General features: G+C 61.7%; 18 protein-coding genes and 3 pseudogenes. 7 read left to right on the forward strand and 14 right to left on the reverse strand.

Annotation, left to right across the window (positions count from 1 at the left end; translation table 11 throughout):
• Positions 1-167 precede the first annotated feature (167 nt).
• Positions 168-1,004 (reverse strand): DeoR/GlpR family DNA-binding transcription regulator, encoded by an 837-nt coding sequence (locus ACUCV3_RS14790; protein ID WP_228221668.1) that lies wholly within the window; start codon positions 1,002-1,004, stop codon positions 168-170.
• Positions 1,004-2,533, reverse strand: a complete 1,530-nt coding sequence (locus tag ACUCV3_RS14795; RefSeq protein WP_037490106.1) for a glycerol-3-phosphate dehydrogenase — start codon at positions 2,531-2,533, stop codon at positions 1,004-1,006. Before ACUCV3_RS14795 ends, ACUCV3_RS14790 begins: the two co-directional genes overlap by 1 nt.
• Positions 2,534-2,714: 181 nt before the next feature.
• On the opposite strand from ACUCV3_RS14795, the gene ACUCV3_RS14800 reads away from it, so the two are divergent.
• The 3 genes and pseudogenes from ACUCV3_RS14800 to ACUCV3_RS14810 form a co-directional block, all read left to right on the forward strand.
• Complete coding sequence (locus tag ACUCV3_RS14800) at positions 2,715-3,590, forward strand: MIP/aquaporin family protein (RefSeq protein WP_228221667.1); 876 nt, start codon at positions 2,715-2,717, stop codon at positions 3,588-3,590.
• 31 nt (positions 3,591-3,621) lie between these two features.
• Entirely contained in the window at positions 3,622-5,112 is a 1,491-nt protein-coding gene (gene glpK, locus ACUCV3_RS14805; protein ID WP_004207049.1) for a glycerol kinase GlpK, read from the forward strand.
• 243 nt (positions 5,113-5,355) lie between these two features.
• Positions 5,356-6,194 (forward strand): annotated as a pseudogene (locus tag ACUCV3_RS14810) (IS3 family transposase); the annotation flags it as partial.
• 213 nt (positions 6,195-6,407) lie between these two features.
• Here ACUCV3_RS14810 and ACUCV3_RS14815 read toward each other — a convergent pair.
• Positions 6,408-7,701 (reverse strand): annotated as a pseudogene (locus tag ACUCV3_RS14815) (IS110 family RNA-guided transposase).
• Positions 7,702-7,854: 153 nt separating this feature from the next.
• Between ACUCV3_RS14815 and ACUCV3_RS14820 the strand changes: the two are divergent.
• A pseudogene (locus tag ACUCV3_RS14820) lies at positions 7,855-8,193 on the forward strand (integrase core domain-containing protein); the annotation flags it as partial.
• Positions 8,194-8,224: 31 nt separating this feature from the next.
• On the opposite strand, the gene ACUCV3_RS14825 reads toward ACUCV3_RS14820, so the two are convergent.
• The 11 genes from ACUCV3_RS14825 to ACUCV3_RS14875 form a co-directional block, all read right to left on the reverse strand.
• Positions 8,225-8,566, reverse strand: coding sequence for a PAS domain-containing protein (locus ACUCV3_RS14825; protein WP_004207052.1), 342 nt, complete (start codon positions 8,564-8,566; stop codon positions 8,225-8,227).
• A gap of 281 nt (positions 8,567-8,847) precedes the next feature.
• Positions 8,848-10,254, reverse strand: a complete 1,407-nt coding sequence (locus tag ACUCV3_RS14830; RefSeq protein ID WP_482240712.1) for an efflux transporter outer membrane subunit — start codon at positions 10,252-10,254, stop codon at positions 8,848-8,850.
• 33 nt (positions 10,255-10,287) lie between these two features.
• Entirely contained in the window at positions 10,288-11,415 is a 1,128-nt protein-coding gene (locus ACUCV3_RS14835; protein ID WP_017503204.1) for an ABC transporter permease, read from the reverse strand.
• Positions 11,412-14,201, reverse strand: a complete 2,790-nt coding sequence (rbbA, locus tag ACUCV3_RS14840) for a ribosome-associated ATPase/putative transporter RbbA (protein WP_004207055.1) — start codon at positions 14,199-14,201, stop codon at positions 11,412-11,414. The genes ACUCV3_RS14835 and rbbA overlap by 4 nt, the downstream gene beginning before the upstream one ends.
• Positions 14,198-15,175, reverse strand: coding sequence for an HlyD family secretion protein (locus ACUCV3_RS14845; protein WP_004207057.1), 978 nt, complete (start codon positions 15,173-15,175; stop codon positions 14,198-14,200). The genes rbbA and ACUCV3_RS14845 overlap by 4 nt, the downstream gene beginning before the upstream one ends.
• 19 nt (positions 15,176-15,194) lie before the next feature.
• Complete coding sequence (locus tag ACUCV3_RS14850; protein ID WP_036526765.1) at positions 15,195-16,430, reverse strand: phospholipase A; 1,236 nt, start codon at positions 16,428-16,430, stop codon at positions 15,195-15,197.
• Positions 16,427-17,200 carry an enoyl-ACP reductase FabI gene (gene fabI / locus ACUCV3_RS14855; protein WP_004207059.1) on the reverse strand — a complete coding sequence of 258 codons (774 nt, stop codon included), beginning with the start codon at positions 17,198-17,200 and terminating at the stop codon, positions 16,427-16,429. Before fabI ends, ACUCV3_RS14850 begins: the two co-directional genes overlap by 4 nt.
• The gene (locus ACUCV3_RS14860; protein ID WP_004207060.1) at positions 17,197-18,390 is read right to left on the reverse strand and encodes an acetate/propionate family kinase; all 1,194 of its coding nucleotides are present in this window, start codon (positions 18,388-18,390) and stop codon (positions 17,197-17,199) included. Before ACUCV3_RS14860 ends, fabI begins: the two co-directional genes overlap by 4 nt.
• A complete protein-coding gene (locus ACUCV3_RS14865; RefSeq protein WP_004207061.1) occupies positions 18,387-19,811 on the reverse strand; it encodes a bifunctional enoyl-CoA hydratase/phosphate acetyltransferase in 1,425 nt (474 codons plus the stop codon). The genes ACUCV3_RS14860 and ACUCV3_RS14865 overlap by 4 nt, the downstream gene beginning before the upstream one ends.
• A gap of 3 nt (positions 19,812-19,814) precedes the next feature.
• Positions 19,815-21,566 carry a PHA/PHB synthase family protein gene (locus tag ACUCV3_RS14870; protein WP_004207062.1) on the reverse strand — a complete coding sequence of 584 codons (1,752 nt, stop codon included), beginning with the start codon at positions 21,564-21,566 and terminating at the stop codon, positions 19,815-19,817.
• Positions 21,567-21,685: 119 nt separating this feature from the next.
• Positions 21,686-22,360 carry a TetR/AcrR family transcriptional regulator gene (locus ACUCV3_RS14875; protein WP_017503672.1) on the reverse strand — a complete coding sequence of 225 codons (675 nt, stop codon included), beginning with the start codon at positions 22,358-22,360 and terminating at the stop codon, positions 21,686-21,688.
• A gap of 531 nt (positions 22,361-22,891) precedes the next feature.
• Between ACUCV3_RS14875 and ACUCV3_RS14880 the strand changes: the two genes are divergently transcribed.
• The 3 genes from ACUCV3_RS14880 to ACUCV3_RS14890 are packed head-to-tail and all read left to right on the forward strand — an operon-like array spanning position 22,892 to position 25,195.
• Positions 22,892-23,458, forward strand: coding sequence for a TetR/AcrR family transcriptional regulator (locus ACUCV3_RS14880; RefSeq protein WP_004207065.1), 567 nt, complete (start codon positions 22,892-22,894; stop codon positions 23,456-23,458).
• A gap of 49 nt (positions 23,459-23,507) precedes the next feature.
• Complete coding sequence (locus ACUCV3_RS14885) at positions 23,508-24,476, forward strand: quinone oxidoreductase family protein (RefSeq protein WP_482240713.1); 969 nt, start codon at positions 23,508-23,510, stop codon at positions 24,474-24,476.
• Positions 24,473-25,195 carry an SDR family oxidoreductase gene (locus ACUCV3_RS14890; RefSeq protein WP_232016162.1) on the forward strand — a complete coding sequence of 241 codons (723 nt, stop codon included), beginning with the start codon at positions 24,473-24,475 and terminating at the stop codon, positions 25,193-25,195. Before ACUCV3_RS14885 ends, ACUCV3_RS14890 begins: the two co-directional genes overlap by 4 nt.
• The last annotated feature ends 115 nt before the right edge of the window (positions 25,196-25,310 follow it).

A 25,310-nucleotide genomic window follows, 5' to 3' on the forward strand; every position in this document is an offset into this window, starting at 1 on the left:
GACTATGGGCAGGGCATTGGTCATCGGCTAGGTCGGGGCTGATCCGTTGCTCCTGAAAGATGGCGCAGTCCCTCTGAAGGTCATCACCGAAGCAGCCCCAGGAGGCTGTTCGCCCACTTGACGTATTGCCATGCAACCAAGTGTACCCGGGCTATCGCTTGGGAAGGTCAGCAAGTAATGCTGGTCTCGATCAGACTGACGCCATGACGTTCGCATGTGGAACGGAGCTTCGGATCGTCGATCCGATCAGTGACGAAGAAATCGATCACATCCATTCCACACACACGCACTGGAGCCGAGCGCCCCACCTTGCTGGAATCAGCTACAAGGATCACCTTGCGCGCGTTACGGATGATCGTCTGCGAGACTTCCACTTCATCGATCGCGAAATCGAGCAGACTTCCGTCAATGTCGATCGCCGAGATGCCGATGAGCGCATAGTCGACGCGAAAATTTTCGATGAAGCGCATTGCGAGCGCCCCCACCACGGCACGATCGCCGGTGCGCACCTTGCCGCCTACGCAGACAAGTTCCATCGCCTGATGATCTGAAAGGGTGTCAACGACGTTGAGATTGTTCGAGACCACCATGAGGTTGCGATGATGCACAAAATTTGCAGCCACAGCCTCGGTTGTGGTGCCGATATTCACGAACAGGGAAGCGCCATTGGGGATCAGCGCGGCAGCTGCTGCCCCAATACGAGCCTTCGCATTCGATGCGACAGTCCGACGTGCGTCATAGGCCAGGTTGTCAACGCCGGAGGTCACCAGCGCTCCGCCATGAATGCGGGAAAGCAGCGACTGTCCGGCTAGCACGTTCAGGTCCTTGCGGATCGTTTGCGGTGTTACGCCAAGCCGCTCGGCCAGATCCTCAACGGCAACGCTGCCAGCGCTGCGGGCTATCTCCAGGATATGCTCTCGACGTGCTGCGACGACATCGCCTTCAGCCGCGGTTCCTCGCTCCATTGCTCCTGCTTCCTGTTTCCTTGTGATCTTGCTGATCACTAAAGCGAAGCGACGCACCGGGAAAGTGTGCTGAGATAGGCATCGATTTCAGTCTCGGTCCCAGGCGGCACATGCAAGCCCAGCTTCGAGCGTCGGTAAAGAATATCCTCTGCTGTACGCGCCCATTCGGCCGCGAACAGATATTCTATCTCGGCGGCGTGGAGCCCGGCCCCGAAGTCCTCGCCCAGGTCAGCCGGAACGCTTGCGGCGCCAAGAATCTGGATCGCTTCTGTGCCATATGCCCGAGCGAGGCGGCGAAGCAACTTTGAGGGCATGTCCGGCCACCGCGATGACAGGTCAGCCACAAACCGATCAAAGTCCTGCCCCGGCAGATTTCCACCGGGCAGCGGTTCACCTGCTGTCCAGGCCTTCCCGGCAGTTGGGAACACTTCAGCTATATGCTCCATCGCATGCTCAGCCAATTTGCGATAAGTGGTGATCTTTCCGCCGAAGATACTGAGTAGTGGCGCCCGTGTTTTCTCGGGTTTCTCGAAATCGAGCACATAGTCACGCGTTACCGCAGAGGCGTCGGCAGCATGATCGTCATAAAGCGGGCGGATGCCGGCATAGCTCCACACGATATCGGACGGTGTAATCTCCTTTTCGAAATAGCGATTCACCGTCGCGCACAGATAGTCGACTTCGCCCTGGCTGATTTCAGCCTTGCCGGGTTCGTCCGTCCAGGGCTCATCGGTGGTGCCAATCAGTGTGAATTCGCCTTCATAAGGAATCGCGAAGACGATGCGACGGTCCGGATTCTGCAGCATGAACGCATGGTCGCCATCGTAGAGGCGCGGCAATATCATATGACTGCCCTTGACAAGCCGCACGCCGCGATTGTTGTTGCTGCGCCCGATGCGGCCAAGAACCTTATCGACCCATGGACCGGCGGCATTGACCAGCATCCTTGCGCGCACCTGACGGACTGTACCGGCTTTCGTTTCGAGCGTTGCAATCCACTCGTCATTTTCGTTTTGTGCTTGCGTTAGCTGTGTGCGTGTTTCGATCCGGGCGCCGCGGGCAGCCGCATCCATTGCGTTAAGTACGACGAGCCGGCTGTCTTCCACCCACCCGTCTGAATAGACGAAAGCCTTGCCCCGTTTCTTGCCCTTCTGGGGCTTGAGCCCGATCCCGCGCGGGCTGCGGTCGAGGTTTATCGTTTCGGTTCCGGGCAAGTTCTTCCGGCCACCCAGATTATCGTAAAGGAACAGGCCAAGTCGGACCATCCAGGCGGGGCGAGGGGAAAGTGATTGCGGGAGGACGAACCGCAGCGGCCACATGATGTGCGGCGCCATAGCCAGTAACCGCTCGCGTTCGATCAAAGCCTCTCGGACTAGGCGGAATTCGTAGTATTCCAGATAACGCAGCCCGCCGTGGATTAGTTTTGTCGATGATGAGGAGGTATAACTGGCCAGATCGTCCTGCTCTACCAGCAGGACCGAAAGTCCGCGGCCGGCGGCGTCGCGTGCTATCCCGGCGCCATTCACGCCTCCCCCCACGATCAACAAATCATAGGTTTCGACGTGCATACCGGTAGCAGGAGAGGGGGGCGGGCATGCGGTCATTCGATCTTCTCTCGATAGGAAGGCGGCGGAAGTGTCCTGGTTCGATCCGAAGGGCATCTTTCCCAGGCTTCTTTCGATAGAAAATAATATGCCAAAACCGAAAATGCAAACGAAAGAGTTGACGTTAATATGAAAGCGTGTGCAGATGGGGCAGTTTCAGATGAAAATTGTTCCAACGTGGGGAGACTTGAAGGTGGAATATCGCCGCGCCCTGATCGGCGAACTCATCTCCGAGGCCTTGGCGGTCGCGATCATAATCCTGATCGGTGATGGTGCGGCAGCCATGATCACCCTTTATGACCCGAGTCCCTATGCTCAGGCCTATTGGGGCGTTTGCATCGCCTGGGGGCTGGGCGTGACAATCGCGATCTATGTCACGGGTGCCGTTTCCGGAACACACGCCAATCCGGCGGTCACGCTGGCGCTCGCTTTTTTCCGTGGTTTCCCCAAACGCAAGATTTTGCCTTATTGGATAGCGCAGGTGATAGGTGGGTTCATCGGTGCCAGCCTGGTGCTGCAACTTTATCATCCGGTGATTGACGCTTATAATGCAGCCCATGGCTTGACGCGTGCGACAGGTGGCGCCGCAGGGGTATTCTTCACTCATCCCGGCGAACATATCACCCCGATCCACGCATTCTGGGATGAAGTGATCCTGACCGGCCTCCTGTTGCTGGGAATCTTCGCCATCACGGACGAGTTCAACGATGTTGCGCCACGGGCGAATTCGAGCGCTCTCATGATCGGTCTGCTGGTCGCGACCATTGGCGCGTCCGCAGGATATCTGGAAGCCTGGGCACTCAATCCCGCTCGCGATTTTGGGCCACGGCTTCTGGCTTGGCTCGCCGGATACGATCAGGCCGCTTTTCCAAGTCCCGAGAATTACTGGTGGGTCCCGATTGCCGCGCCGTTACTTGGTGGAACGCTCGGCGCTGGTCTCTATCAAATTGCCGTCAAGCCATATTTACCTTCGCGAAGCAAGTCAGGTGCGCCGGGCGATACGGACATGCCTGTCAAGTAAACCTTTGAAGAAAAGCCCGGAGAGCCGCCTAATGCCTCAGCCTGTGCACATTCTGGCCATCGATCAAGGCACGACATCGACGCGCGCCATCGTGTTCGACAGGCACGCGCGTCCCGTTGCAAGCGCGCAATGTGAGTTCGAACAACATTATCCCGACCTGGGGTGGGTGGAGCATGACCCGGAGGACATTTGGCGCGACACCCTCCGTCTTGCCAAAGAAGCTATCGAGAAGAGCGGGGTGGGTACCGGCGGCATTGCCGGCATCGGCATCACCAACCAGCGCGAGACAGTGGTCGTTTGGGAGCGCGGTACTGGGAAGGTGATCCATCGCGCCATCGTGTGGCAGGATCGCCGTACCGCCAGACTATGCGCCGAACTCAAGGGAGAGGAAGGATTTGAGGCGGAAGTGCGCTCGCGTACCGGCCTTCTCGTCGATCCCTATTTTTCGGGCACCAAGCTCGCCTGGATTCTTGATAATGTCGGCGGCGCCAGAGAGCGCGCTGAAAGGGGTGAGCTTGCGTTTGGCACCATCGATAGTTTCCTGATCTGGCGCCTGACGGGTGGGAAGGTTCATGCCACGGACGTGACCAATGCTGGTCGGACGATGCTCTACAACATCCGCGAGCAACGTTGGGATGAGGAAATGTGTCGTCTGCTGCGTGTGCCGATGCAGGTGCTTCCCGAGGTGCATGATAATGCGCATCATTTCGGCACGACTGACGCTGCGCTTCTGGGCGCAGCAATCCCCATTGCCGGTGTTGCCGGGGATCAGCAGGCCGCGCTGTTCGGTCAGGCTTGCTTTGGCGTGGGAATGGCGAAGTCGACCTATGGCACCGGTTGCTTCATGCTCCTCAACACGGGTACCGAGGCATTGGAATCAAATAACCGCCTCCTCACGACACCAGCCTATCGCCTGAACGGGCAGATGACCTATGCTCTTGAGGGTTCGATTTTCGTTGCTGGCGCGGCGGTGAAATGGTTGCGGGACGGGATCGGCGTCATCACGCATGCTCGTGAAACGAACGATATGGCTACGCGGGTTCCCTCCAGTCATGGTGTCTATATGGTTCCGGCTTTTGTGGGACTTGGCGCGCCTCACTGGGATCCTGATGCGCGTGGTGCGATTTTTGGCCTGACGCTTGACGCGACCCAGGCCCATCTCGCTCGCGCCGCGCTTGAGGCGGTCGCCTACCAGACTATGGATCTTGCAGAAGCGATGGTCTCAGATGGCGGCGCAGCCCCTGCCAAACTGCGCGTCGATGGCGGTATGGCCGCAAATGACTGGCTTTGCCAATTCCTTGCCGACATGCTCGAAACGAAGGTTGAGCGGCCCGTTCATCTTGAGACGACAGCGCTTGGCGCTGCCTTTCATGCGGGCCTTGCGACAGGGCTCTGGGCGGATCTCAACGCTCTGGCCGAAACCTGGACGCAGGGACAGATTTTTGAACCGAAAATGGCGAATTTTGAACGCAAAACGCTCGTCGCCGGATGGCAAGATGCAGTTCGCCGTACGTTGCGTTAGCAACACGATCGGAACCAGCAATGCTTCAAGGGTGGCATACTAATCTGATATCGGACGCGTCGTCGCACTTCGTCGCCATGATTGCGCAGCACCTCCATCAACACGCTGGTCTCGGCCTGCAAACAATGCTGGTTTTGAGCGAGCCCCCTTGAACCCGAAGCAGCGGCAAGGTCAGTGATATGATCTGCCCCCCGCTGAGTGGCCCAGAGACTATGATAGTCTGGACCACGAAAGGGACGATGAATGCCGAGCAAGAAGCACAAGCCGGAAGAGATTATCGGCAAGCTGCGTGAAGCTGAGATTGTGCTGGCGCAGGGAGCCTCGACAGCAGAGGCGTGCCGCCGGATCGCAGTCAGCGAGCAGACATACTATCGCTGGCGCAAGGAATATGGCGGCCTGAAGACCGACCAAGCGCGGCGGATGAAGGATCTGGAGAAAGAGAACCAGCGGCTACGCCGGGCGATTTCGGATCTGACGTTGGACAAGCTGATCTTGCAGGAAGCTGCCAAGGGAAACTTCTAAGCCCCGCGCGGCGGCGGCGCTGCATCGATCAGTTGCGACAAGATTTGCCGATCCGAGTGTCCGAGCGACGGATATGCCGGGTGCTAGGGCAGCATCGATCGACACAGCGCAAGGTGCCGCGTGGGGCGGATGACGAACAGGCGCTCACGGAGGACATCGTCGCGTTGGCGAAGCAATATGGTCGCTATGGCTACCGCCGGGTGACGGCGTTGCTGTGCCATGCGGGGTGGACGGTGAACCACAAACGGGTCGAGCGGATATGGCGACGCGAAGGACTGAAGGTCCCGCTGCGCCAGCCCAAACGGGGACGCCTGTGGCTCAACGACGGATCATGTATCCGCCTACGGCCTGAGTATCCCGGGCATGTGTGGGCCTACGACTTCGTCGAAGGGCGCACGCACGATGGCCGCAAGTTCCGGATCCTGACCATCATCGATGAGGCCAGCAGGGAGTGCCTGGCACTCATCGTTGCCCGGCAGCTCAAACACGAGGATGTGCTGGCGGCGCTGGCCGACCTGTTCATTTCTCGCGGTCCTCCGGTACATATACGGTCCGACAACGTCCTGGGTCACGAAGGAAAGCGAGATTTGGTCAACAGATCTCTATGCGCCGACATTGAGCGGCGAGGCATGCATTCTGAGCCAGATGGCTTCCACCGTCAACGGGATCGCTCCCTGCCATAGCAAACACAGGATCCAGCGGCGCCGAAGCGGCCGTGGTCCTCACCGTCCTTAGAACGAGATACGCACCCAGGTGGAAGGCCCGAACATTATCTACAGGGTCGCTTTCGCGCCCTCACGGCACTTGCAGAGAGGGGTCCTTCCACCTGGCATCCGACCGTTCAAGGAACGGTCGGTACTCTGTCCCCGTCTTGATGACGGCATGGGCAACGCGCGCCATCTTGGCGGTGAGCGCCGTCATCGCCTTGCGGCGACGATCGGCATCGTCCGCGTGCCCGGCAGTGTATCGTCCGAGCTTGTCGCGGAAACTGTTGTTGCGCTGACGTGCGGCGACCTGGGCAGCCATCCAAAAGGTCCGCCGCAATCGCGCATCACCGTATTTGGACAGCATCGTGCGGCCTCGGAATGTGCCGGACTGCCGGGTCGCAAGATCAAGACCGCAGAACTTCAGGAACTGGCGGTGATGGCTGAAGCGGCGTAGATCGCCTGCCTCGGCGAGAATGGTCAACGCATTGATGGGCCCAATGCCGGGGATCATGCGCAAGAGCTGATAATCGCGGTTTTCGGCCAGCATGGCATGCGCCGTTCGCTCGATCTCGTCGCGCTGTCGGATCAGGTTGCGTGCTTGGGCGATCACCATGCGGAACATAGCGATCGAGACGGAATCCTCGTCGACAGGTAGCGCCACGGAGGCGCAGGCGGTCTCGTAGATATCGTTGATCAGCCGGGCTTTGGACACCTTGCGGCCGACCAAGTCCCATGCTTCGCGGGAGAAAGTCTCCTGGCCGAGCACAGTCATGCTGGCTGGGGTCGGGAATCGTTCGAGCAGAGCAAGGAACCAGTCGGATCGGCTGTTGCCAGCGAAGCGTTCAATCTCCGGGAAATAGAGCGGCAGGTAGTGGGTCAGGATGCGATGCCATGTCTGCGTCTTAGCCTTGGAGATCGCCTCGTGCGTTTTCGACATCTCCTGCAGGTCGTTGATCCCGGCGGCGAGCGGATCGACGTATCGCTGGGTGGCGCCAATCCGCAGCATGTGCAGGATCACTTGCGCATCCTTGGAATCGTTCTTGTCCCAGCCATTGTGCAGAGCCTCGCGCGTTCGAGCCAAGGCAACGGACGAGATCAAGCGCAACTCGAAGCCGGCGGACAGCAGGCGATGCGCCAGCGTGCGATGGTAGTTACCAGTAGCCTCGAAGCCGACGATGATCGGACGCCCGATGTCGCTAAGATCCGTGGCCAAGCGATCATAATCTGCCTTTGTCGCCATCACCGTCATGCGACGTCGGCGTCCGCCTTCTGGACGTTCGATCAGGACCTCCTGGCGGTGTTTGGACATATCGATGGCTACCAGCACGGCGTCGGTGGGATTAGAGCTACGCTTGGTCATGGTCGGTCTGTCTCCAAAGGGTTGAGTCGACAACTTCACTTTAGAGACCTGCGGGCCGATCATGACCGCCTTGATGAAGCCTGCGGGCGCTACGCGCCCTTGCCTTCATCAAGGCGGTGCGCCCCTTCGAGGGGCCGCTTCCCAATGTGCTACGGAAGCGAATTTATCGCGACCGCCGTCCAGAAATGGCTGGGGCAGATCGGCGTGACGACGCTCTACATCACGCCGGGATCACCATGGGAGAATGGCTATAACGAAAGCTTCAATGGATCGCTTCGCGACGAACTGCTCAACGGCGAGATCTTCTACAGCCTCGCTGAGGCCAAGGTGCTGATCGAGGCATGGCGGCGGCATTACAACACCGTTCGCCCTCACAGCAGCTTGGGCTACCGACCGCCGGCACCGGAAACGGCGACACCGCCATATCCGGCCTCCGGTTCCGCTTCGCTCCACCTCCGTCCGAATATGGCGGCGATGGGCTTAATCCACTAACAAACCAATCGGTCCACTCGGTGGGGGCAGATCAGGCTGTGCGGATCGTTTTGTCCGCACATAATATCTCGATCTCGCAAGCATCGATTTCCGATATGCCCTCGGCGCGCGCGAGCCATAGATCATTCCAAAGTCGGCGGGTTTCTTTCCTATGATGTTCACGCGGATAGGCACCGTCGATCCAGTCGTCGACAGTTGGGAATGCCCCTTCCGGATAACCGAAGGTTTTCGTGAATGCCCGGTTGAGAAATCTGATCTCTCCCTCGGGCAAGGTAGCCCAGGAAAGGGGGATCGGTAGAGCATCGAGAATGATATGCAAGTCACGAAACGACAATGCACCTGCCTTCGCCGCACGTTCGAGAAACTCCTTCATGGCTCACCTATTCTGTTCGGCGCATGCGCGCTCTCATAGCTCTAAAGCAGGAATAGCACAGTTGACCTTTAGATTTTATTCCACTGTGCCTGGCACCTAATTGATGACTGGAAAATTGATACGAGGCCGCATTTTTCCCAGTCACATCATGAGGTTGATCCTGCAGCGTCACTCAGCGACCTGCATTTTGTCGTGATCGGTCAGCTGAGTTCGTCGATCTGCGTGGCCCTCAAAAGGCGGAAAAGCAGACCTCGACGCTGGCCGAGCGGCCCGGCGCAACCTTACCAGCCGCCCCCCAGCGCACGATAGAGCTGAACGGTTGCCGTTCCTTGTGCGATGCGGGTCTGTTCCATCTTGTCCTCGTCCGAGAGCGCATCCAATCGGGCCTGCAACACATCGCCCAACTGCGTGCGTCCGGCATCGTACAATATCGCCAGCTGGTCGGCGCGTCGGCGGGCCATGTCGGATGTACGGATAAGCCCGGCCAGGCGTTCGTCCAGCCCCGCCCGAAAACCATAAGCGGATTCAACTTCCTCGAGCGCCGACAGCATGGCCTGGTCATAATTGGCGAGAGCAGCCTCAAGTTCGGCATCGCCCGCCTTGACACTGGCCTGCAACCTTCCGGCATTGAAAAGCGGCATCGATGCGGAAAGGCCGACCAGACCTCCGGTTCCGCCATAGCCCGGCAGGCCGCCCAGTTCGATATGCCCGTTCTGCCCCAGAAAATGGATGGCGAAGCGCGGAAGCAGATCGGCCTTCAGGCTCTTGAGGCGCGCCGCACGCGCGTTCACCAGCCATGATCGCGCCGCGACATCAGGCCGGCGATCAAGAATGTCGGAAGGAAGTTGCCCGGTGGGCGCATCTGGCGTCTCAAAAGTGGCGGAGGTGACCATATCCGGCGCCTGTTCGGGGACGTCGCCCGCCAGCACGGCCAGTCGCCGCTTGCGCGCATCGACGAGGGATGTGAGGGCCGGGCGGGAGGCGCGCAGCGCCTCCAGTCCATTGCGGGCGCGGGTGACATCGGCCGCTGTCGCGGCGCCCGTCCGCTGCCGGGCGGCCGCATAATCGACAAGGCGACTGGCCGTAGCCTCGCTGCGATCGAGGACATCGAGGCGCCGCCTCAGCCCCTGCAGCTGCTGATAATTTTCGACGACATCGGCGGCGACCATGAGCCTGACGCCATCGGCCGTTCGTGCGGTGCTTTCGGAAAGCGCGCGCGCCATTTCGGCGTCGGCATGGCGTCCACCGAACAGGTCAGCCTCCCAGGTGGCTCCAAGACCCACCAGATATCCACTGCCGCTGTTTCCGGACAGCGACGGCAGCATGGCCTGCCACTTGTCATCGATCCCGGCATCGCTCTGACTGGCCCACGCTGTGCCATTTGCGGCAACGGTAGGATAAAGCGCCGATTCCGCGACAGTGACTAGCGCACGCGCGGCGGCGACATGGGCTTTTGCAGCGCGGATATCGGCGTTTGCTTCGAGCGATTTCTCGACCAGCGCATCAAGAGCGGGATCGCCCCACGCCGTCCACCAGCGGTCTGTCCCGGTTATTGCCGCGTCGTTCGCCGCCGCCGCATCCAGGCGATTGGGCGGAGTGATGCGTGGCGCGTGCGCGGGCGTGTTCGGGACGCTGGCGCAAGCGGTGAGCAGCAGCGCGAGCGATGGAGGAAGCAATTGGCTATGCATTCTGATTTTCCTGGGTGATGTCATCCATGACCTTTAGCCCTGCCTTGAGAGCATCGAACGGAAGCGGCTGACGGCCATCGCCACGAAGAACACGCCCGAGCCGCAGATGATCGCGAGTTCCGGCAGGATCGTTCGCACGCCCGCGCCGCGATAGAGGATCGCCTGGGAGAGGCTGACGAACTGGGTGGTCGGCAGACATAGCGCAATCGTCCGGATCGCCGAGGGCATGCTCTCGAGCGGCGTTGCCGCTCCCGAGAGCAGATAAGCGATGGCGTAGACGGGCACTGCGAAGAGCCCGAACTGCGGCATGGATGGCGCGAGCGTTGCCATCCACATGCCGAGCGAGGTGACCGAGAAGAGGTAGAGAAACATCGCGGCAGTGAAGAGCAGGAGAGATCCGGTCAGCGGCACGCCCAGAACGCCATGAACGACGAACCAGAGGGACGCGATCGAGGCCAGCAGGATGACGAGGCCGTTGGCAAGGATCTTGGCGAAGGCGATCTCGCTGGCGCGCACGGGCATCACCAGCAGATGCTCGATCGTGCCATGCTCACGCTCACGGATCACCGCCGCGCCGACGAGGATGATCGAGAGCACCGTCACGTTGGTGACGATCTGCATGACCGAGGTATACCAGGCCGACTGGGCGTTGGGATTGAAATGCATCCGGCTTTCGACCTGGACCGGCAGCGCCTCCAGGAGGCCCCGGGCATGGAGGAAGTCGAGCGTTTCCTGCGCGAATATCTGCTGGAAATAGGCAGCGCCCAGACCTGCCTGCGTCATGGCGGTCGCGTCGACGAGAATCTGGACGGAAGGCGACCGGCCCGCGAGCGTATCGGCTTCGAAGCGGGGCGGGATTTCGATGACGAAGATATATTTTCCGCTGTTCATCGCAGGGCCGATCGCGGATCGCTCGATGTCCTCGGGTGGTTTGAAATAGGGCTGCTGGATGGCATCGCGCAGCCGGCGCGACAGTTCGGAATGATCCTCGTCCATGATCGCGACCGAAGCGTTCATGACCTCTGCGCGTACCCCGTTCGCAACAAGCTGGATCGCCACGGTGAAAGCGAAGAGGATAAGCGCCATCAGCGTCACATCCTTCATGACACTGCGCAGTTCCTTGCCGCTCAGAAGCGCAACGTTGAGAATCCAGCGCGTCATTTCTCCTGCTTTCCCAGCATCAGGCGTGCGCCGCCCACGAAGAGGAATGCGAGCGCCATCAGGGCCAGATAGGCCTGGCCGAAACTGGCCATGCCCAGACCCTTGGTGAATGTGCCGAGACTGACGATCTGGAACCAGGAGGAGGGGAAGGTCAGCCCGATGATATGGCTCGGGCCTGTCAGGGTGGAAACGGGGTAAAGGAGCCCGGAGAAGTTCACCGACGGAATAAGACAGATGAGGGATGTCGCGAAGATGGCGGCGACCTGCGAGCGCACAAAGGCCGAGATCATCAGCCCCAGCCCGGTGACAGACAGAATGAAGAGGAACCCGCCGATCAGAAGGGCCGGCAAGGACCCCTTGAGCGGTACTCCCAAAATGAAGACAGTCACCAGGATCAGCGTCACGAAACTGATCATCGCAAGAAGGGCATAGGGCATCTGCTTGCCGACCAGGAATGCGCCCAGGCTCGCCGGCGAAGCGTAGAGATTGGTGATCGAGCCGATTTCCTTTTCGCGCACGACCCCAAGGGCCGTCAGCATCGCGGGAATGAGGATCATGCAGAGCATCAGGACGCCCGGCGCCATGGCGTAGATGCTGCGAAACTCCTGATTGTAGATGAAGCGCGGTTCGATTGTGGACGAGAGATCAGGCACAGCGAAGGGCTGCGCGGACCGCAACTGGTCCATTGCGTAGCGAAGGAGAACAGCCTCGGCATAAGCGCGGGCGTTCGACGCGGGGAAAGGACTCGCGCCGTCGATCCGCACGTCGACCGCGGGCCGCCGCCCTGCGGTCAGATCGCGTCCGAAGCCGGGGGGTATGTCCAGCACCATCTTGGTCGATGCCTCGCGCAGCGCCTGATCGGCGGCCGCGTCGCTCGCAAGTTCGGGCTCAACCCGGAAATAGCGTGACCCTTCAAAATAAAGTTGCAGGTCACGGCTGGCGGCACTGCGGTCATGATCGAGAACGGCAAGGCGGATATTCTGGACGTCGAAGGAAATGCTGTAGGCTGCAATGCACAGCAGGATGATCGGGCCGATCAGCGCGAAGGCGAGCCGGATGCGATCGCGCATGAGTTCGGTCGCTTCGCGCCGGGCAAAGGCCCAGGCGAAGCCCGGCCAGCTGCCGGCAGCGGTTGGTAATCGCGGCCGGCCGGGAGCCGTCGATCGCGCACCGGCGGCAGGAGTGGACGAAGCGACCGAAGCATCGACCGGCAGATGGGCGGAAGCAGTCGGCGCTTCGTCATTATCCTTCTCGAGGACAGCGATAAAAGCATCCTCGAGCCGCTGCGCATCATATCGCTGTGTGAGTTCCGTCGGCGCGCCGACCGTCAGAACCCGCCCGCGATGCATCAGCGATATGCGGTCGCACCGTTCCGCCTCGTTCATGAAGTGGGTGGAGACGAAGATCGTTACCCCTTCATCGCGCGAGAGGCGGATCAGATGGCGCCAGAACATGTCGCGCGCCGCCGGATCGACGCCGGACGTGGGCTCGTCCAGGATCAGGATCTCGGGTCGATGGAGGCAGGCGGCGGCGAGTTGCAGGCGTTGCCGTATGCCGAGCGGCAGAGCGGCGGGAACGGCATCGGCATGGGCTTCGAGCTCGAACTGGGCAAGCGCGGCCGAAACCAGTTCGCCTGCCTGCTGGCGTGGCACGCGATAGAGCCGCGCATGAAGGACCAGGTTCTGGCGAACCGAAAGCTCTTCATAGAGCGAGAAGGCCTGCGACATATAGCCCACGCGCATGCGCGTCTCCATGTCTCCGGGGGCGATCGGCCGCCCGAAAAGGCTGGCCGTTCCGTCCGTCGCATCGAGCAGGCCGGTCAGCATCTTCATGGTCGTGGTCTTGCCGCAGCCGTTCGAGCCCAGAAAACCGAATATCTCGCCGCGTCCGATGCGAAAGCTCACATGATCGACCGCTACGAAATCACCAAAGCGCCGCGTCAGATCATGCGCCTCGATTGCCGGCGCTTCGCCCTTGTCCTGCCAGGCCGGCACGACCAGCGCGTCGCCCGATGGCCGCTTGTCTTGCGGAAGCAGGCGAACATAGGCGGCTTCGAGCGTATCCGCGCCCGCGTCACGCATGATCTCGCGCGTATCCCCTTGCGCGATCACCTTGCCATCGTCCATCGCCACGAGGTGGCCAAAGCGCTCTGCCTCTTCCATGTAAGCCGTGGAGACCAGCACGGTCATGTCCGGCCGCTCCGCGCACATCGCATCCACCAGTTCCCAGAACTGCCGTCGTGAAAGAGGGTCTACCCCCGTGGTGGGTTCGTCGAGGATGAGCAGATCCGGATCGTGCACCAGCGAGCAACACAGGCCCAGCTTCTGCTTCATGCCGCCCGAAAGTTTGCCGGCGGGCCGGTCCGGAAAGGGTGCAAGCCCCGTCGCGTCCAGCAAGCGCCGCATATGCGCTTCCCGCTCGACTGCAGACAGTCCGAAGAGGCGACCAAAGAAGTCGATATTCTCGCGGACGGAAAGCGTCGGGTAGAGATTGCGACCAAGCCCCTGGGGCATATAGGCGACGCGGGAAAGGAACTCCTCCCGCTTGCGACGCTCGGTGAGATCGAAGCCGAGAACCGAAAGACGTCCCGTTTGCAGCTTTTTCACGCCGGATATGAGGCCGAGCAGCGTCGACTTGCCTACGCCATCGGGCCCGACCAGCGCGGTGGTCTTCCCCTTGGGCAGGGAGAGCGAAACCTCGTTCAAGGCGATGATACCGCCATATCGATGCGAAAGGCTTTCGATCCGTATCGCCTCTTCGGGGAGGATCTGAGCGGGCGGGATCATTTGTCGATCTTGGTGAGGTCGGGCCAGGGCTGGCGCGTATCGGTGCGCACGAACCCGTCCGCCGTCATGCCGGCTTTCAGCCTTCCGTCCAGGCCACGGGCGAGATCAGGCGCGATCTGCAGCTTCACCCGGTAGGACAGGTTCTCGCGTTCGCTGGCCGTCTCGACGAATTTTGGCGTGAACTGCGCATCGGGCGCCACGAAGCTGACGCGCGCGGGAATGGCGTCGCCAAAACCCTGCGGAAGAATGCGTGCCTCGTCGCCGATCCTGATCTTGCCGGCGACCGAAGCGGGCAGGAAGATGGTGAGCCAGGCATCCTCGGCATTGACCAGCGACACGATCTTGCCGCCCGGTGGCAACATGGTTCCAGGCTCGACGATCCGATATTCGACGCGCCCGGGCGTCGGTGCGATGATCCGCAGGTCGGCAAGGCCGGCTCTGGTTTGCGCGATCAGGGCGTCGGCCTGGGCAATGGCCGAGCGTGCCTCGCCGACACCGCCGCCCGCCGCCTGGGCGCCACCTTGCGCAGCACCCAAGGCCAGGCGACGCTGCTCCAGCTCGACGTTCGAGACCATGTCACGCTCCCGCAGCTTGCCGGTCTCGACCCAGTCGATGCGGGCGAGCTGAGCCTGACTGTCCCGCGCGGCGAGCTCCCCTTGCGCGCGCATGAGGGCGGATACTGCCTGTTCGCGCTTGGCAAGCGCTCCGGCGAGTTGGGTTTTGAGGTCTACATCATCCTGCCGGGCGATGACCTGCCCCGCCCCGACGAGATCACCTTCATGGACGTCAAGCGACATCAGGCGGCCAGGATATTTGGCGGCAATATCGGTGCGCGTCATCTCGAGACGGCCGTTGCCGCGCACGATGGTATCGGGGAGCTTGTCGGTGCGTCCAAACATCCACCACAGCCCGAAAGCCAGGGCGATGAGGACGACGGCCAGAATGGGAATGACGATAGGGCCCCGCAGCTTCACGCTATACCTCCTTGAGCGTTCATCGCACGAGCGCCACGCCGATCCGCAGGCGCGTCACGTGCTTGTTATAGTCGAGCAGATTTTCGCCATAGCCGGTGAAGCCCTGGCCGAAGAGATAGAAGTCCGGGCCTCCGCCCAGGATACGCCGGAACGGGTAGGAGAGCTCGGCGGTCAGAGCTCCCTTGCCGCTACCCAGGTTGAGACGGGTAGAAGCCGAGACGCGCAGCCCATCATCCTCGCTGGCCTCAATGAAAAGCCCGCTATTGCCGCGATATCGGCGAATGTCAGGATTGTCCGAAAGGTTTCCGAGATAGAGCCACAGCCGCGGCGCGATCGTCAGCCTTCGGTCCTCGCCGAGCGAGAAGCCGGCCATCGGGGCCAGATAGAGCATGTTGAGGCTGCGCGAGGCTGCGCCATCGCGTCCATTGGACTCATGGCGAAGGCCGATCTGGCCGCTGATCGTGGCCTTATCTGACACGGGCAGGGCAGGCGAGAGATAGAAGAGCTCGGGTTGATAATCGATATTGCGGAAGGGCGAGGATTTCGCCGCCACGTCCCAGAACATGCGCTGGGTATAGGCGAAATAGAGGCCGTCGATCAGCGAGGGAGAGCGGTCCATCCGCGCTCGACTTCCGAACAGCTGATATTTGAAACTGATCTGGATGCGTGCGTCGGTGTTGGTGCCGGGGCCATAGACCGCATAGATCGGTTCGTAGACCGAGAGATTGGGGATGAAAGCATTGCCCCGGGTTCGGTCTGTCGGCGATGGTGTGACGGAGTCTGGCGATATCTGCGGAGAGGTCGGAGGCGTGAGCGAGGGCGCGGCAGTCAGGGCGACCGGGGCAGAGCGGTCGGCCTCAGGATCGACGCCGATCGTCAGGAGGATTTGCTGCGTTGACCAGGAGGGAATGGACAAGGCCGCGCCGTCCATGACGTCCTGAAAGTCGATCCGGTAGCGCGCCGCCGCAAAGCCATTGGCCCGGATCGTCAGAACCGCAGCCTGTTTTTCGCCTCGTTGCAGCCAGACCTTTCGATACGTGCCGTTGCTGACCAGATCGGCCGCAACCTCGTCGGGAAGGCGAACCTCCTGCGCGGCCGCCCCGGCATTGAGAACGCGCACATCGACAAGGATATGTCCGCTCTGATCGCGGTTGCCTGCGCGCTGGACGACATACTCCAGAGCAGCTTGCGCGTGCGCCTGCGACGCCAGTACGGCGCTGGCTGCGAGGGCAAGAGGGGCAGCCCGAACGATCACGCGAAAAGATGCTGCCCGTTATCGACCGGAATGATCGTGCCGGTGATCCGCTTCGCGGCATCGCTGACGAGGAAGGCGGCCAGCGCGCCGACGTCGCTTACGTCAACCAATTTTCCTGCGGGAACCTGCGCGGCAGCCCGATCGAGCAACTCGTCGAACCGGTCGATTCCGCTTGCGGCGCGGGTGGCAATCGGCCCTGGTGAAATAGCGTGTGCCCGAATGGCTTTGGCGCCCAGTTCCGCGGCGACATAGCGCGTTGCGCTTTCCAGGGCCGCCTTGACGGGACCCATCAGGTTATAGTGTTCGACCACCCGCTCCGAACCATAGAAGGTCACGCAAAGCAGGCATCCGCCCGTTGCCATCAGCGGTTCGGCGAGCTTCGCCATGCGAAGGAAACTGTGGCAGGACACGTCCATCGCCGTCGAGAAGCCTTGCGCACTGCTGTCGACCACCCGACCGTGGAGATCCTCCTTCGGCGCGAAGGCGATCGAGTGCAGCAGGAAATCGAGGCCACCCCAGCGTTCTTGCACCTGGCCGAAAAGCGCCTCGAGTTCGCCGGGGATGCGTACATCGCACGGCGCAGTCCATTCGACGCCGAGCTGGTCGACGACAGGCTGGACCCAGTCCTTTGCCTTTTCGTTGAGATAGGTGGCGGCAAGCCGGGCGCCGCACCGGGCAAATGCCTCCGCGCATCCTGCCGCGATGCTATGTTCGTTTGCGATCCCGATGACGAGGCCGCGCTTGCCGGTCAGATCTACAAGCGGTGTCATTGGGCGGTCTCCTGCAGCAGGCTGAGCGTGTGAATTGCGATCATGCGTTCCTCGTCGGTGGGGATGACGAGGGCCTTGATCCGGCTCTCGGGGGCGCTGATCAGCGTCTCACCTGCAGCATTGGCGCGATCATCGATCTCAAGGCCCAGCCATTGGAGCCGGCGACCAATAAGACTGCGCATGCCCGCGTCATTTTCGCCGATGCCAGCAGTAAAGATGATCCCGTCCACACCCTCCAGCGAAGCGGCAAGGGCGCCGGTGTCACGGGCTACCCGCCAGGCGAAGAGATCAATCGCTTCTTTCGCTTCGGGTGCGTCGCTCGCGGCAAGCGTGCGCATGTCGCTGGAAATGCCCGACACGCCCAGAAGGCCCGATTGCCTGTAAAGCATATCCTCTATCGTCTTGGCGCCCATGCCCATCTGCGTCATGAGATGCAGCACGACACCGGGGTCGAGACTGCCCGAGCGGGAGCCCATCATCAAACCGTCGAGCGCGGTGAACCCCATGGTCGTGTCGACGCTTTGCCCCGCCGCCATGGCGCAAAGGCTCGCGCCATTGCCCAGATGTGCGGCGATGACCTTGCCCGAGGCCAGCGCCGGGTCGATCGCGGCGAGGCGCCGGGCGATATATTCATAGGAAAGGCCGTGAAAACCGTAGCGACGGATGCCCTGGTCGTGAAGCGCACGGGGGATTGCGAAACGAGAGGCGAGGGCTGGCTTGTCATGATGGAAAGCGGTGTCGAAGCAGGCGACCTGAGGCAGGTCGGGATCAAGCTTGGTGATCGCCCGGACGGCAGCCAGGTTATGGGGCTGATGCAGGGGCGCCAGCGGACAAAGTGCTTCCAGCTTGTCGATCAATTCAGAATCGATGCGCCGCGGGACGGAAAATTCTGTGCCGCCATGGACGATGCGGTGTCCGATGGCGGCGATCTCATAGCCTTCAAGTGGATGCTGCATCGCCCAGGAAAAAAGATCGGCCAGCAAGTCGGCGTGGGTAAGGCCTGCGCCATCCGGCCAGGTGCGATCGAGCAGGATCGTACCGTCCGTCCTTCGGGCCTTCAGCGCTGGCACTATCCCGATTTTCTCGATCTTTCCGCCGGCCGCGAGTTGGAGGCTGCCTCCCGGCTCCATGGCGAAGAGAGAGAATTTGATGCTCGACGAGCCGGAATTGAGGCTGACGACCGCCTTCATGCACTCTTGCCCCCGGGCAATCCAGGGGCTGCCGGCGTCACGGCGCGCGCCATCAGCACCGCCACTGCGCAGGACGCGAGACGCGTGCGCAGGCTGTCGGCACGGCTCGTCAGGATGATCGGCACGCGCGCGCCAAGCACGATACCGGCCGCGTCGGCGCCGCCCAGGAATGTGAGCTGCTTGGCCAGCATGTTCCCGGCTTCGAGGTTGGGCACGACCAGAATTTCCGCATGGCCCGCAACTTCGGAAACGATACCCTTTTCCCTGGCCGCGGCCTCGCTGACCGCATTGTCGAAGGCGAGGGGTCCATCGAGAATGCCGCCGCTGATCTGCCCGCGATCCGCCATCTTGCAGAGCGCCGCCGCATCCAGCGTCGAAGGCATTGCCGGGTTGACGGTTTCGACCGCAGCGAGGATCGCGACTTTGGGCGCCTCCATGCCGATCACATGCGCGAGATCGATGGCGTTGCGGATGATGTCGGCCTTTTCCTCGAGGGAGGGGGCGATGTTGATAGCGGCATCGGTAATGATGAGCGGTGTCGGCCGGCCAGGCACGTCCATGACATAGGCATGGCTGATCCGTCGTTCGGTGCGAAGGCCTGTAGCGGAAGAGACTACCGCGCCCATCAGTTCATCCGTGTGCAGTGATCCCTTCATGACGAGCTGCGCTTCGCCCGTGCGCACCAGTTCCACCGCCTTGGCCGCTGCGGCATGACTGTGCGCCACCGGCACGATCCGGAAACCGTCGATCGCGCGCGAGGCCGCAGTGGCTGCGGCCTTGATCTTCGCATCGGGCCCGATGAGGATCGGGGCGATCAATCCGGCTTGCGCCGCATCGAGCGCCGCAGTGATGGCGGCTTCGCTGCAAGGATGCACGATCGCCGTCGGGACCGGATCGCTACCACCGGCAAGCTCCATCAGCCGGCGATATTTGTCATGATCGTTGAGGCGAACGTCCGGCAGCTCCGCGCGCGGGCGCAGCACCTTTTCGCCGGGCGCGATCACCTGGGCCTGGCCAGTGATGACATCCTCGCCATGCTGGTTGGCGCAGCGGCAGTCGAGGATCAGGATTTTCTTCTCCGCACGCTTCTCGACGACGGTGACCGAGGCGGTGATCGTGTCGCCCGGTGCGACGGGGCGGCGGAAGCGCAACGACTGGTCCAGATAGATGGTGCCAGGACCGGGTAGTTGCGTTCCGAGGACGGCGGAGATGAGGCCGCCGCCCCACATGCCGTGGGCAATGACGTGGCGGAACATGTCGGTCGCGGCATATTGCGCGTCGAGGTGAGCCGGATTGACGTCGCCAGACACCAGGGCGAAAAGCTGAATGTCTTCCGGCTCGAGCGTTCGTGTGACCGATGCGGTGTCGCCAACTTCGATTTCATCGAAGGTGCGGTTTTCGATCATCGCTGGACCGGCCATCGCTCAACGCTCCTTCACATAGTGGCCAGGTGCCGGATAGAGCGCGGGATATCCCTTGTCGGGCGATCCCATCGGGGGAGGCGGGACGGGCTCGCTCGAATGGTCGACCAGCCATTCGCCCCAGGCGGTCCACCAGCTTCCCTCATGCGGCTCGGCGCGCGTAAGCCATTCCTCCGCGTCGAGCACGGGGCCGTCTTCCACACGATCGAGCACGCTGTAGCGACGCCCCCTGTGGCCCGGCTCCGATACAATGCCGGCATTGTGACCGCCGCTTGTCAGCACGAAGCGGATGGAGGCCGGGGAGAGCATGTGGATCTTGTGGACCGACTTCCACGGCGCGACATGGTCGCGTTCGGTTCCTACGATGAACATCGGTTTGCGCAGCGCCGACAGGGAAATAGCCCGGCCGTCGACCTTGTATTTGCCTTCGGCCAGATCATCATCGAGAAACAGACGGCGCAGATACTGGCTGTGCATGGCATAAGGCATGCGCGTGCCGTCGGCGTTCCACGCCATGAGATCGTTCATGGGCGCACGCTCGCCCATCAGATATTCGGTGAGGATCCGCGACCAGACGAGATCGTTCGAACGCAGAATCTCGAACGCACCGCCCATCTGGCTGCTGTCGAGATAGCCCCGGCTCCACATCATGTTCTCGAGCAGATTGAGCTGGGACTCATCGATGAAAAGGCCAAGTTCTCCGGGTTCGCTGAACTCGGTCTGGGCCGCGAGCAGGGTGACGCTCGCCAGCCTGTCGTCGCCATCGCGCGCCATTGCGGCTGCGGCGATGGACAGCAATGTGCCCCCGAGACAATAACCCAGCGCGTGGATATGCGCGTCGCCGCAGATCGCGTGGATGGCATCGATCGCTGCCATCGCGCCCAGCCGTCGATAGGCGTCCATGTCGAGGTTGCGGTCGGCGCTGCCCGGATTGTGCCAGGAGATGGCGAAGACCGTGTAACCCTGGCCCACCAGCCAGCGGACCAGCGAATTGTCCGGCGAAAGATCGAGAATATAATATTTCATGATCCAGGCGGGCACGATCAGCACCGGCTCCGGATGGACCATCCCGCTCGTCGGTTCATACTGGATCAGTTCGATCAGTTCGTTGCGATAGACGACCTTTCCTGGCGTCGCGGCAACAGTCTCGCCAACCGGGAACGCCTCAACTCCCGCCGGTGATTCCCCTCGTGCAAGGCGGCTCATGTCCTCGAAAAGATGCTCGATGCCGTCGATGAGGCAGCGCCCGCCTGTTTCGACGATCCGCTTCTGGAGCACGGGATTCGCCGCGATAATGTTCGTCGGCGCGACGATGTCGAGGATTTGGCGGGCCGCGAACGCAACCATGTCTTCATGATGACGGTCCACGCCCTTTATGCCCGTCGTGGCGGCGTGCCACCATTGCTGGGTCAGCAGAAATGCCTGCACGAGAAGATCATAGGGCTGTTCCCGCCAGGCAGGGTCGTCGAAGCGGCGGTCCTGGGGCAGCGGCTCGATTGCGGGAAGGGTGTCGGGATCGCCGGCGCGCCGGGCTGCATAATCAGCCAGTCGCATATATTTGCGACCCAGCTTGGTAGCCAGTTGCAACTGCCTGCCCGGAGAGATGGCGAGATGGAGCGCCCAGTCCGACCATGCCTGAACAAGCGTTGCGGGAGACAGGCCATGCGTTGCCTGAGCCACCATCGCAGCCGCTGCGTGATCGAGCGTCTCGGCGAGGCCGTCGAGGGGGTCGGTTTGGTGTTCATCGATCGACATGCTCAATCTCCTGCGGCGGCAGAGCGGCAATGCCTGCGAGCAGGCGAGTCCCTCTGCTGTGTTTCTTTGCGCAGGCACTCGGCAGCCTGCAGAAAGGTTAAGTACCTCCCCTTTGAGGTTCACCGCGGCGGAGCGCATGGCTCGCCGTGGAGCAAAGTCTCGACGATGGTCTCTGCGATGAGAATTCGGGCGGCGTCCTCAGGGATCTCGGGAGCAAGCGATCGCAGGACAGTAGGAAAGCTGGCGGGTTGATTGGCAGCGGCGCTCAGCAACGCGAAAAAGAGCGCAGGGTGACTGGCCCTGATTATGCCCTGAGCGATTCCGGCCTCGTAAAGCGTCCGACAACTTTCATAGGCAGGATGGATCAGTTGTTCCGTAACCAATGTCGACCGCTCAGACCTATCCGCTGCGTGCCGAACGACAAAATCCCTCACATAGGGATGGTCCGAATAAAAATAGATTATGCGCGTAATCGCGTCGCAAAGTCGGTCATGAACCGAACGGCTATCGTCTGAGGCAATCTTGGAAATTTCCGCGATTATTCCGGTCGTGCTCTGTGTTATCGCTTCCAGGCAGGCTTTCCAGAGTTGAGCTTTGCTTCCGAAATGCACGCGGATGAGGTTTTGACTGACGCCAGCGGCCGATGCGATTCCTCTCAGATCTGCGCGCTCGAACCCGTCATGCGAAAATGCGCAGATGGCAGCCGCCAGCAATTCCTGTCTGCCACCAACCATATCCTTCTGCCTGCGGCCTCGGGGCGACGGGAGAGGATGAATGGCGACTTCTGTCGGCATGTAGACTCCATGATATGTTCAATTGAACATATATTATGGGTTGCACTTGCACAATGCCTGTTCGGCCGAAAAATCGAACGATCAGCAGAGGATGGGCGAAGCGCCTCTGAAAATACGGCAGTCCCGCTGGTGACTGATCGCGACGCCTGGCGTCGATCAGACACCTTTACCACGCAGTGCTCGCTCCCATCACAACCGGGCCGCCGGGGCGACGAGTTCATAACCGAACTGCAGCGCCTCGCGGCTCCGCATTGAGCGCGATCTCAAGAATATGGAACAGAGTGGAGAGGCTGCGGAAGCTGAAGCCCGCACGCCCCGAGCTTCGCCTCGCTCGAAGAGGTAACGCAGCGGCCGAGGTCATCGGGCTATCCGTTCATCCTCGCGGCGACCGGGCGAACCCAAGCCCAGCGAAACTAGCCGACTCTCGTCCGTCTCGGGAGGCGCCACGGTCGCTGCTTCCCGCTGAGGGTGTCGCACGGAAACCGAGTATCCATACTTGAACGATCGTTCCCGAATCGCTATACATGACCTATGGCAAGACCTCGGGAATTCGACACGGATGCTGCCCTGGACGGTGCGATCACCGTGTTCAGCGAGCATGGATATGAGGGCAGTTCGGCGCAGATGCTCGTGGACGCCATGGGCATTGGGCGGCAGAGCCTCTACGCGGCCTTCGGCGACAAGTGGCAGCTCTATTGCGCGGCGGTGCGGCGCTACGGCATGGGCGAATGCGCGGCGCATTTCGAGGCGCTTCGCAGCGGCGCGCGCGCCATTGACGGGATCGGGGCCATGCTGCGGCGCGTCGTGGAGACAGCAGCCACGCCCTGTCTCGGCGTCGGCTCGACCTGCGAGTTCGGCGCATCGCGGCCGGACCTTGTCGATATCCATGCAGCACTGGGCAGGACATTGCACATGGCCATCGCCTCGCGCATGCGCGACGCGCAGCGTGAGGGCGATGTTGCAGCCAGCCTCGATCCCGAGGCTCTCGCGCAATTCCTGATCGCCAATATCGCCGGGATCCGCGTCGCCGGGCGTGGCGGCGCCGACCGATCAACCCTGGCTGCCCTGCAGGAGATGGTCATGCGCGCGCTGCGCTGACCCCTTTTTTGACCAATTACTGAACGATCATTCAAGATAGGAGAAAGACATGCGAGCAGTGGTGATGACCGCGACCGGTGGCCGCGAGGTGCTGGAGCAGATCGAGCGACCGGAGCCTGTCGCCGGGCCGGGCGAGGCGCTGGTCGAGATCGCGGTTGCCGGGGTCAACTTCATGGATATCGGCGTGCGTCAGGGGATTGCCTGGACTGACATGCCCAATCCCAAGATCCTGGGCGTCGAAGGCGTCGGTCGAGTTCTGGCAGTCGGCGAAGGCGTCGAGGCTGTTCAGCCCGGCCAGCGTGTCGCCTGGGTCTATGCGCCCGGCAGTTATGCTGAGCGGGTCGCGATCCCGGCAACGACGCTGGTGCCGGTTCCCGATGCGGTCGACGATCGAACGGCGGCCTCGATCATGATGCAGGGGCTGACCGCCAGCCATTTCGCGACCGACTTCTATCCGGTCCTGCCCGGTGATATCGCCTTCGTTCACGCTGCGGCAGGAGGTCTTGGCCTGCTCCTGACCCAGATCATCAAGTTGCGCGGCGGCCAGGTGATCGGTCGGGTCTCATCTGAAGAAAAGGTCGCCACCGCCCGGGAGGCGGGCGCCGACCACGTCATTGTCGATACGGAAGGGCGATTTGCCGAAGAGGCCCTGCGCCTGACCGATGGAGAGGGCGTCCATGTCGTCTATGATGGATCGGGACCGACAACGTTTCAGGGTTCACTCGACGTCCTGCGCCGGTCGGGCACCTTCTGCTGGTATGGCCCGGTGCTGGGTGGGCCAGGGCCACTCGATATCATGAGCCTGCCCAGGAGCATCAAGATCGGCTACGCCGTCTTCTTCGACCATATCCATACCCCGGAACTGCTTCGCAAGCATGCCGCGCAGCTCTTCCAGTGGGTCGCGGACGGCAGGCTCAAGGTCCGGATCGGCGGCGAATATGCCCTTGCGGATGCGGCGAAGGCCCACGCGGATATGGAGAGCCGCAGGACCACCGGAAAGTTGGTGCTGATCCCGTGAGCGCTCGGGTCGCCATGGTGTTCGGGGGATCGCGTGGCATTGGCGCCGCCATCGCAAACCGGCTCGCCGGAGATGGTTTCGATCTGGCGCTGACCTATGTCTCGCAACCTGATCGCGCCGCTGAGGTTGTCCAAGCGATCAACGGCCTGGGACGCAGCGCCATCGCGATTCAGGCTGATAGCGCCGATGCCGATGCTATCACCGCATCAGTGGCGCATGCGGTCGATCGGTTGGGCATGCTCGACGTCGTGGTTGTCAATGCCGGCGTCCTTCGCCGCGCGACAATCGAGGCGTTCACGCTCGAGGATCTCGACCTGATGCTCGACGTCAACGTGCGCGGCGTCTTCCTCGCCATCCAGGCTTCGACCGCGCGCATGCGCGATGGCGGGCGCGTGATCACGATCGGCAGCAACACCGCTATTCGAACTGGCTCGCAGGGCAGCAGCGTCTACGCCATGACCAAGGCCGCCGTCGCGACCATGGTCAAGGGCGTCGCTCTCGACCTCGCGCCCCGGCGTATCACGGTCAACAACATCCAGCCGGGACCGATCGAAACCGATCTGACGGCTGCGATGGTTCCGCGCCTGCGCGACCTCATTCCACTTGGGCGGGTCGGCAAAGCGGAGGAGGTCGCGTCGCTCGTTTCCTATCTGATTAGCCCGGCGGCTGGTTACATGACGGGTGCCAGTCTGACGATCGATGGCGGGTATGTGCTCTAGCGATCGCCACGAAATACTGCAGTTCGGTCGATGACGACGAGAATTGCCGGGCGCCCTTCTCATGATTGACGTTCTGCGCATTCTCTCAATTCTATTGGACGTCGACTGGGTAAGG

The sequence above is a fragment of the Sphingobium sp. VMM genome, from assembly GCF_056790315.1.

Bases quoted from the DNA above. Each gene is read 5' to 3' on its own strand.
- rbbA (WP_004207055.1), bottom strand. From the start codon at position 14,201: ATGATCCCGCCCGCTCAGATCCTCCCCGAAGAGGCGATACGGATCGAA.
- ACUCV3_RS14835 (WP_017503204.1), bottom strand. From the start codon at position 11,415: ATGACGCGCTGGATTCTCAACGTTGCGCTTCTGAGCGGCAAGGAACTG.
- ACUCV3_RS14860 (WP_004207060.1), bottom strand. From the start codon at position 18,390: ATGAAGGCGGTCGTCAGCCTCAATTCCGGCTCGTCGAGCATCAAATTC.
- ACUCV3_RS14800 (WP_228221667.1), top strand. From the start codon at position 2,715: ATGGGGCAGTTTCAGATGAAAATTGTTCCAACGTGGGGAGACTTGAAG.
- ACUCV3_RS14830 (WP_482240712.1), bottom strand. From the start codon at position 10,254: ATGCATAGCCAATTGCTTCCTCCATCGCTCGCGCTGCTGCTCACCGCT.
- ACUCV3_RS14880 (WP_004207065.1), top strand. From the start codon at position 22,892: ATGGCAAGACCTCGGGAATTCGACACGGATGCTGCCCTGGACGGTGCG.
- ACUCV3_RS14875 (WP_017503672.1), bottom strand. From the start codon at position 22,360: ATGCCGACAGAAGTCGCCATTCATCCTCTCCCGTCGCCCCGAGGCCGC.
- ACUCV3_RS14795 (WP_037490106.1), bottom strand. From the start codon at position 2,533: ATGCACGTCGAAACCTATGATTTGTTGATCGTGGGGGGAGGCGTGAAT.
- ACUCV3_RS14865 (WP_004207061.1), bottom strand. From the start codon at position 19,811: ATGGCCGGTCCAGCGATGATCGAAAACCGCACCTTCGATGAAATCGAA.
- ACUCV3_RS14825 (WP_004207052.1), bottom strand. From the start codon at position 8,566: ATGAAGGAGTTTCTCGAACGTGCGGCGAAGGCAGGTGCATTGTCGTTT.
- glpK (WP_004207049.1), top strand. From the start codon at position 3,622: ATGCCTCAGCCTGTGCACATTCTGGCCATCGATCAAGGCACGACATCG.
- fabI (WP_004207059.1), bottom strand. From the start codon at position 17,200: ATGACACCGCTTGTAGATCTGACCGGCAAGCGCGGCCTCGTCATCGGG.
- ACUCV3_RS14885 (WP_482240713.1), top strand. From the start codon at position 23,508: ATGCGAGCAGTGGTGATGACCGCGACCGGTGGCCGCGAGGTGCTGGAG.
- ACUCV3_RS14870 (WP_004207062.1), bottom strand. From the start codon at position 21,566: ATGTCGATCGATGAACACCAAACCGACCCCCTCGACGGCCTCGCCGAG.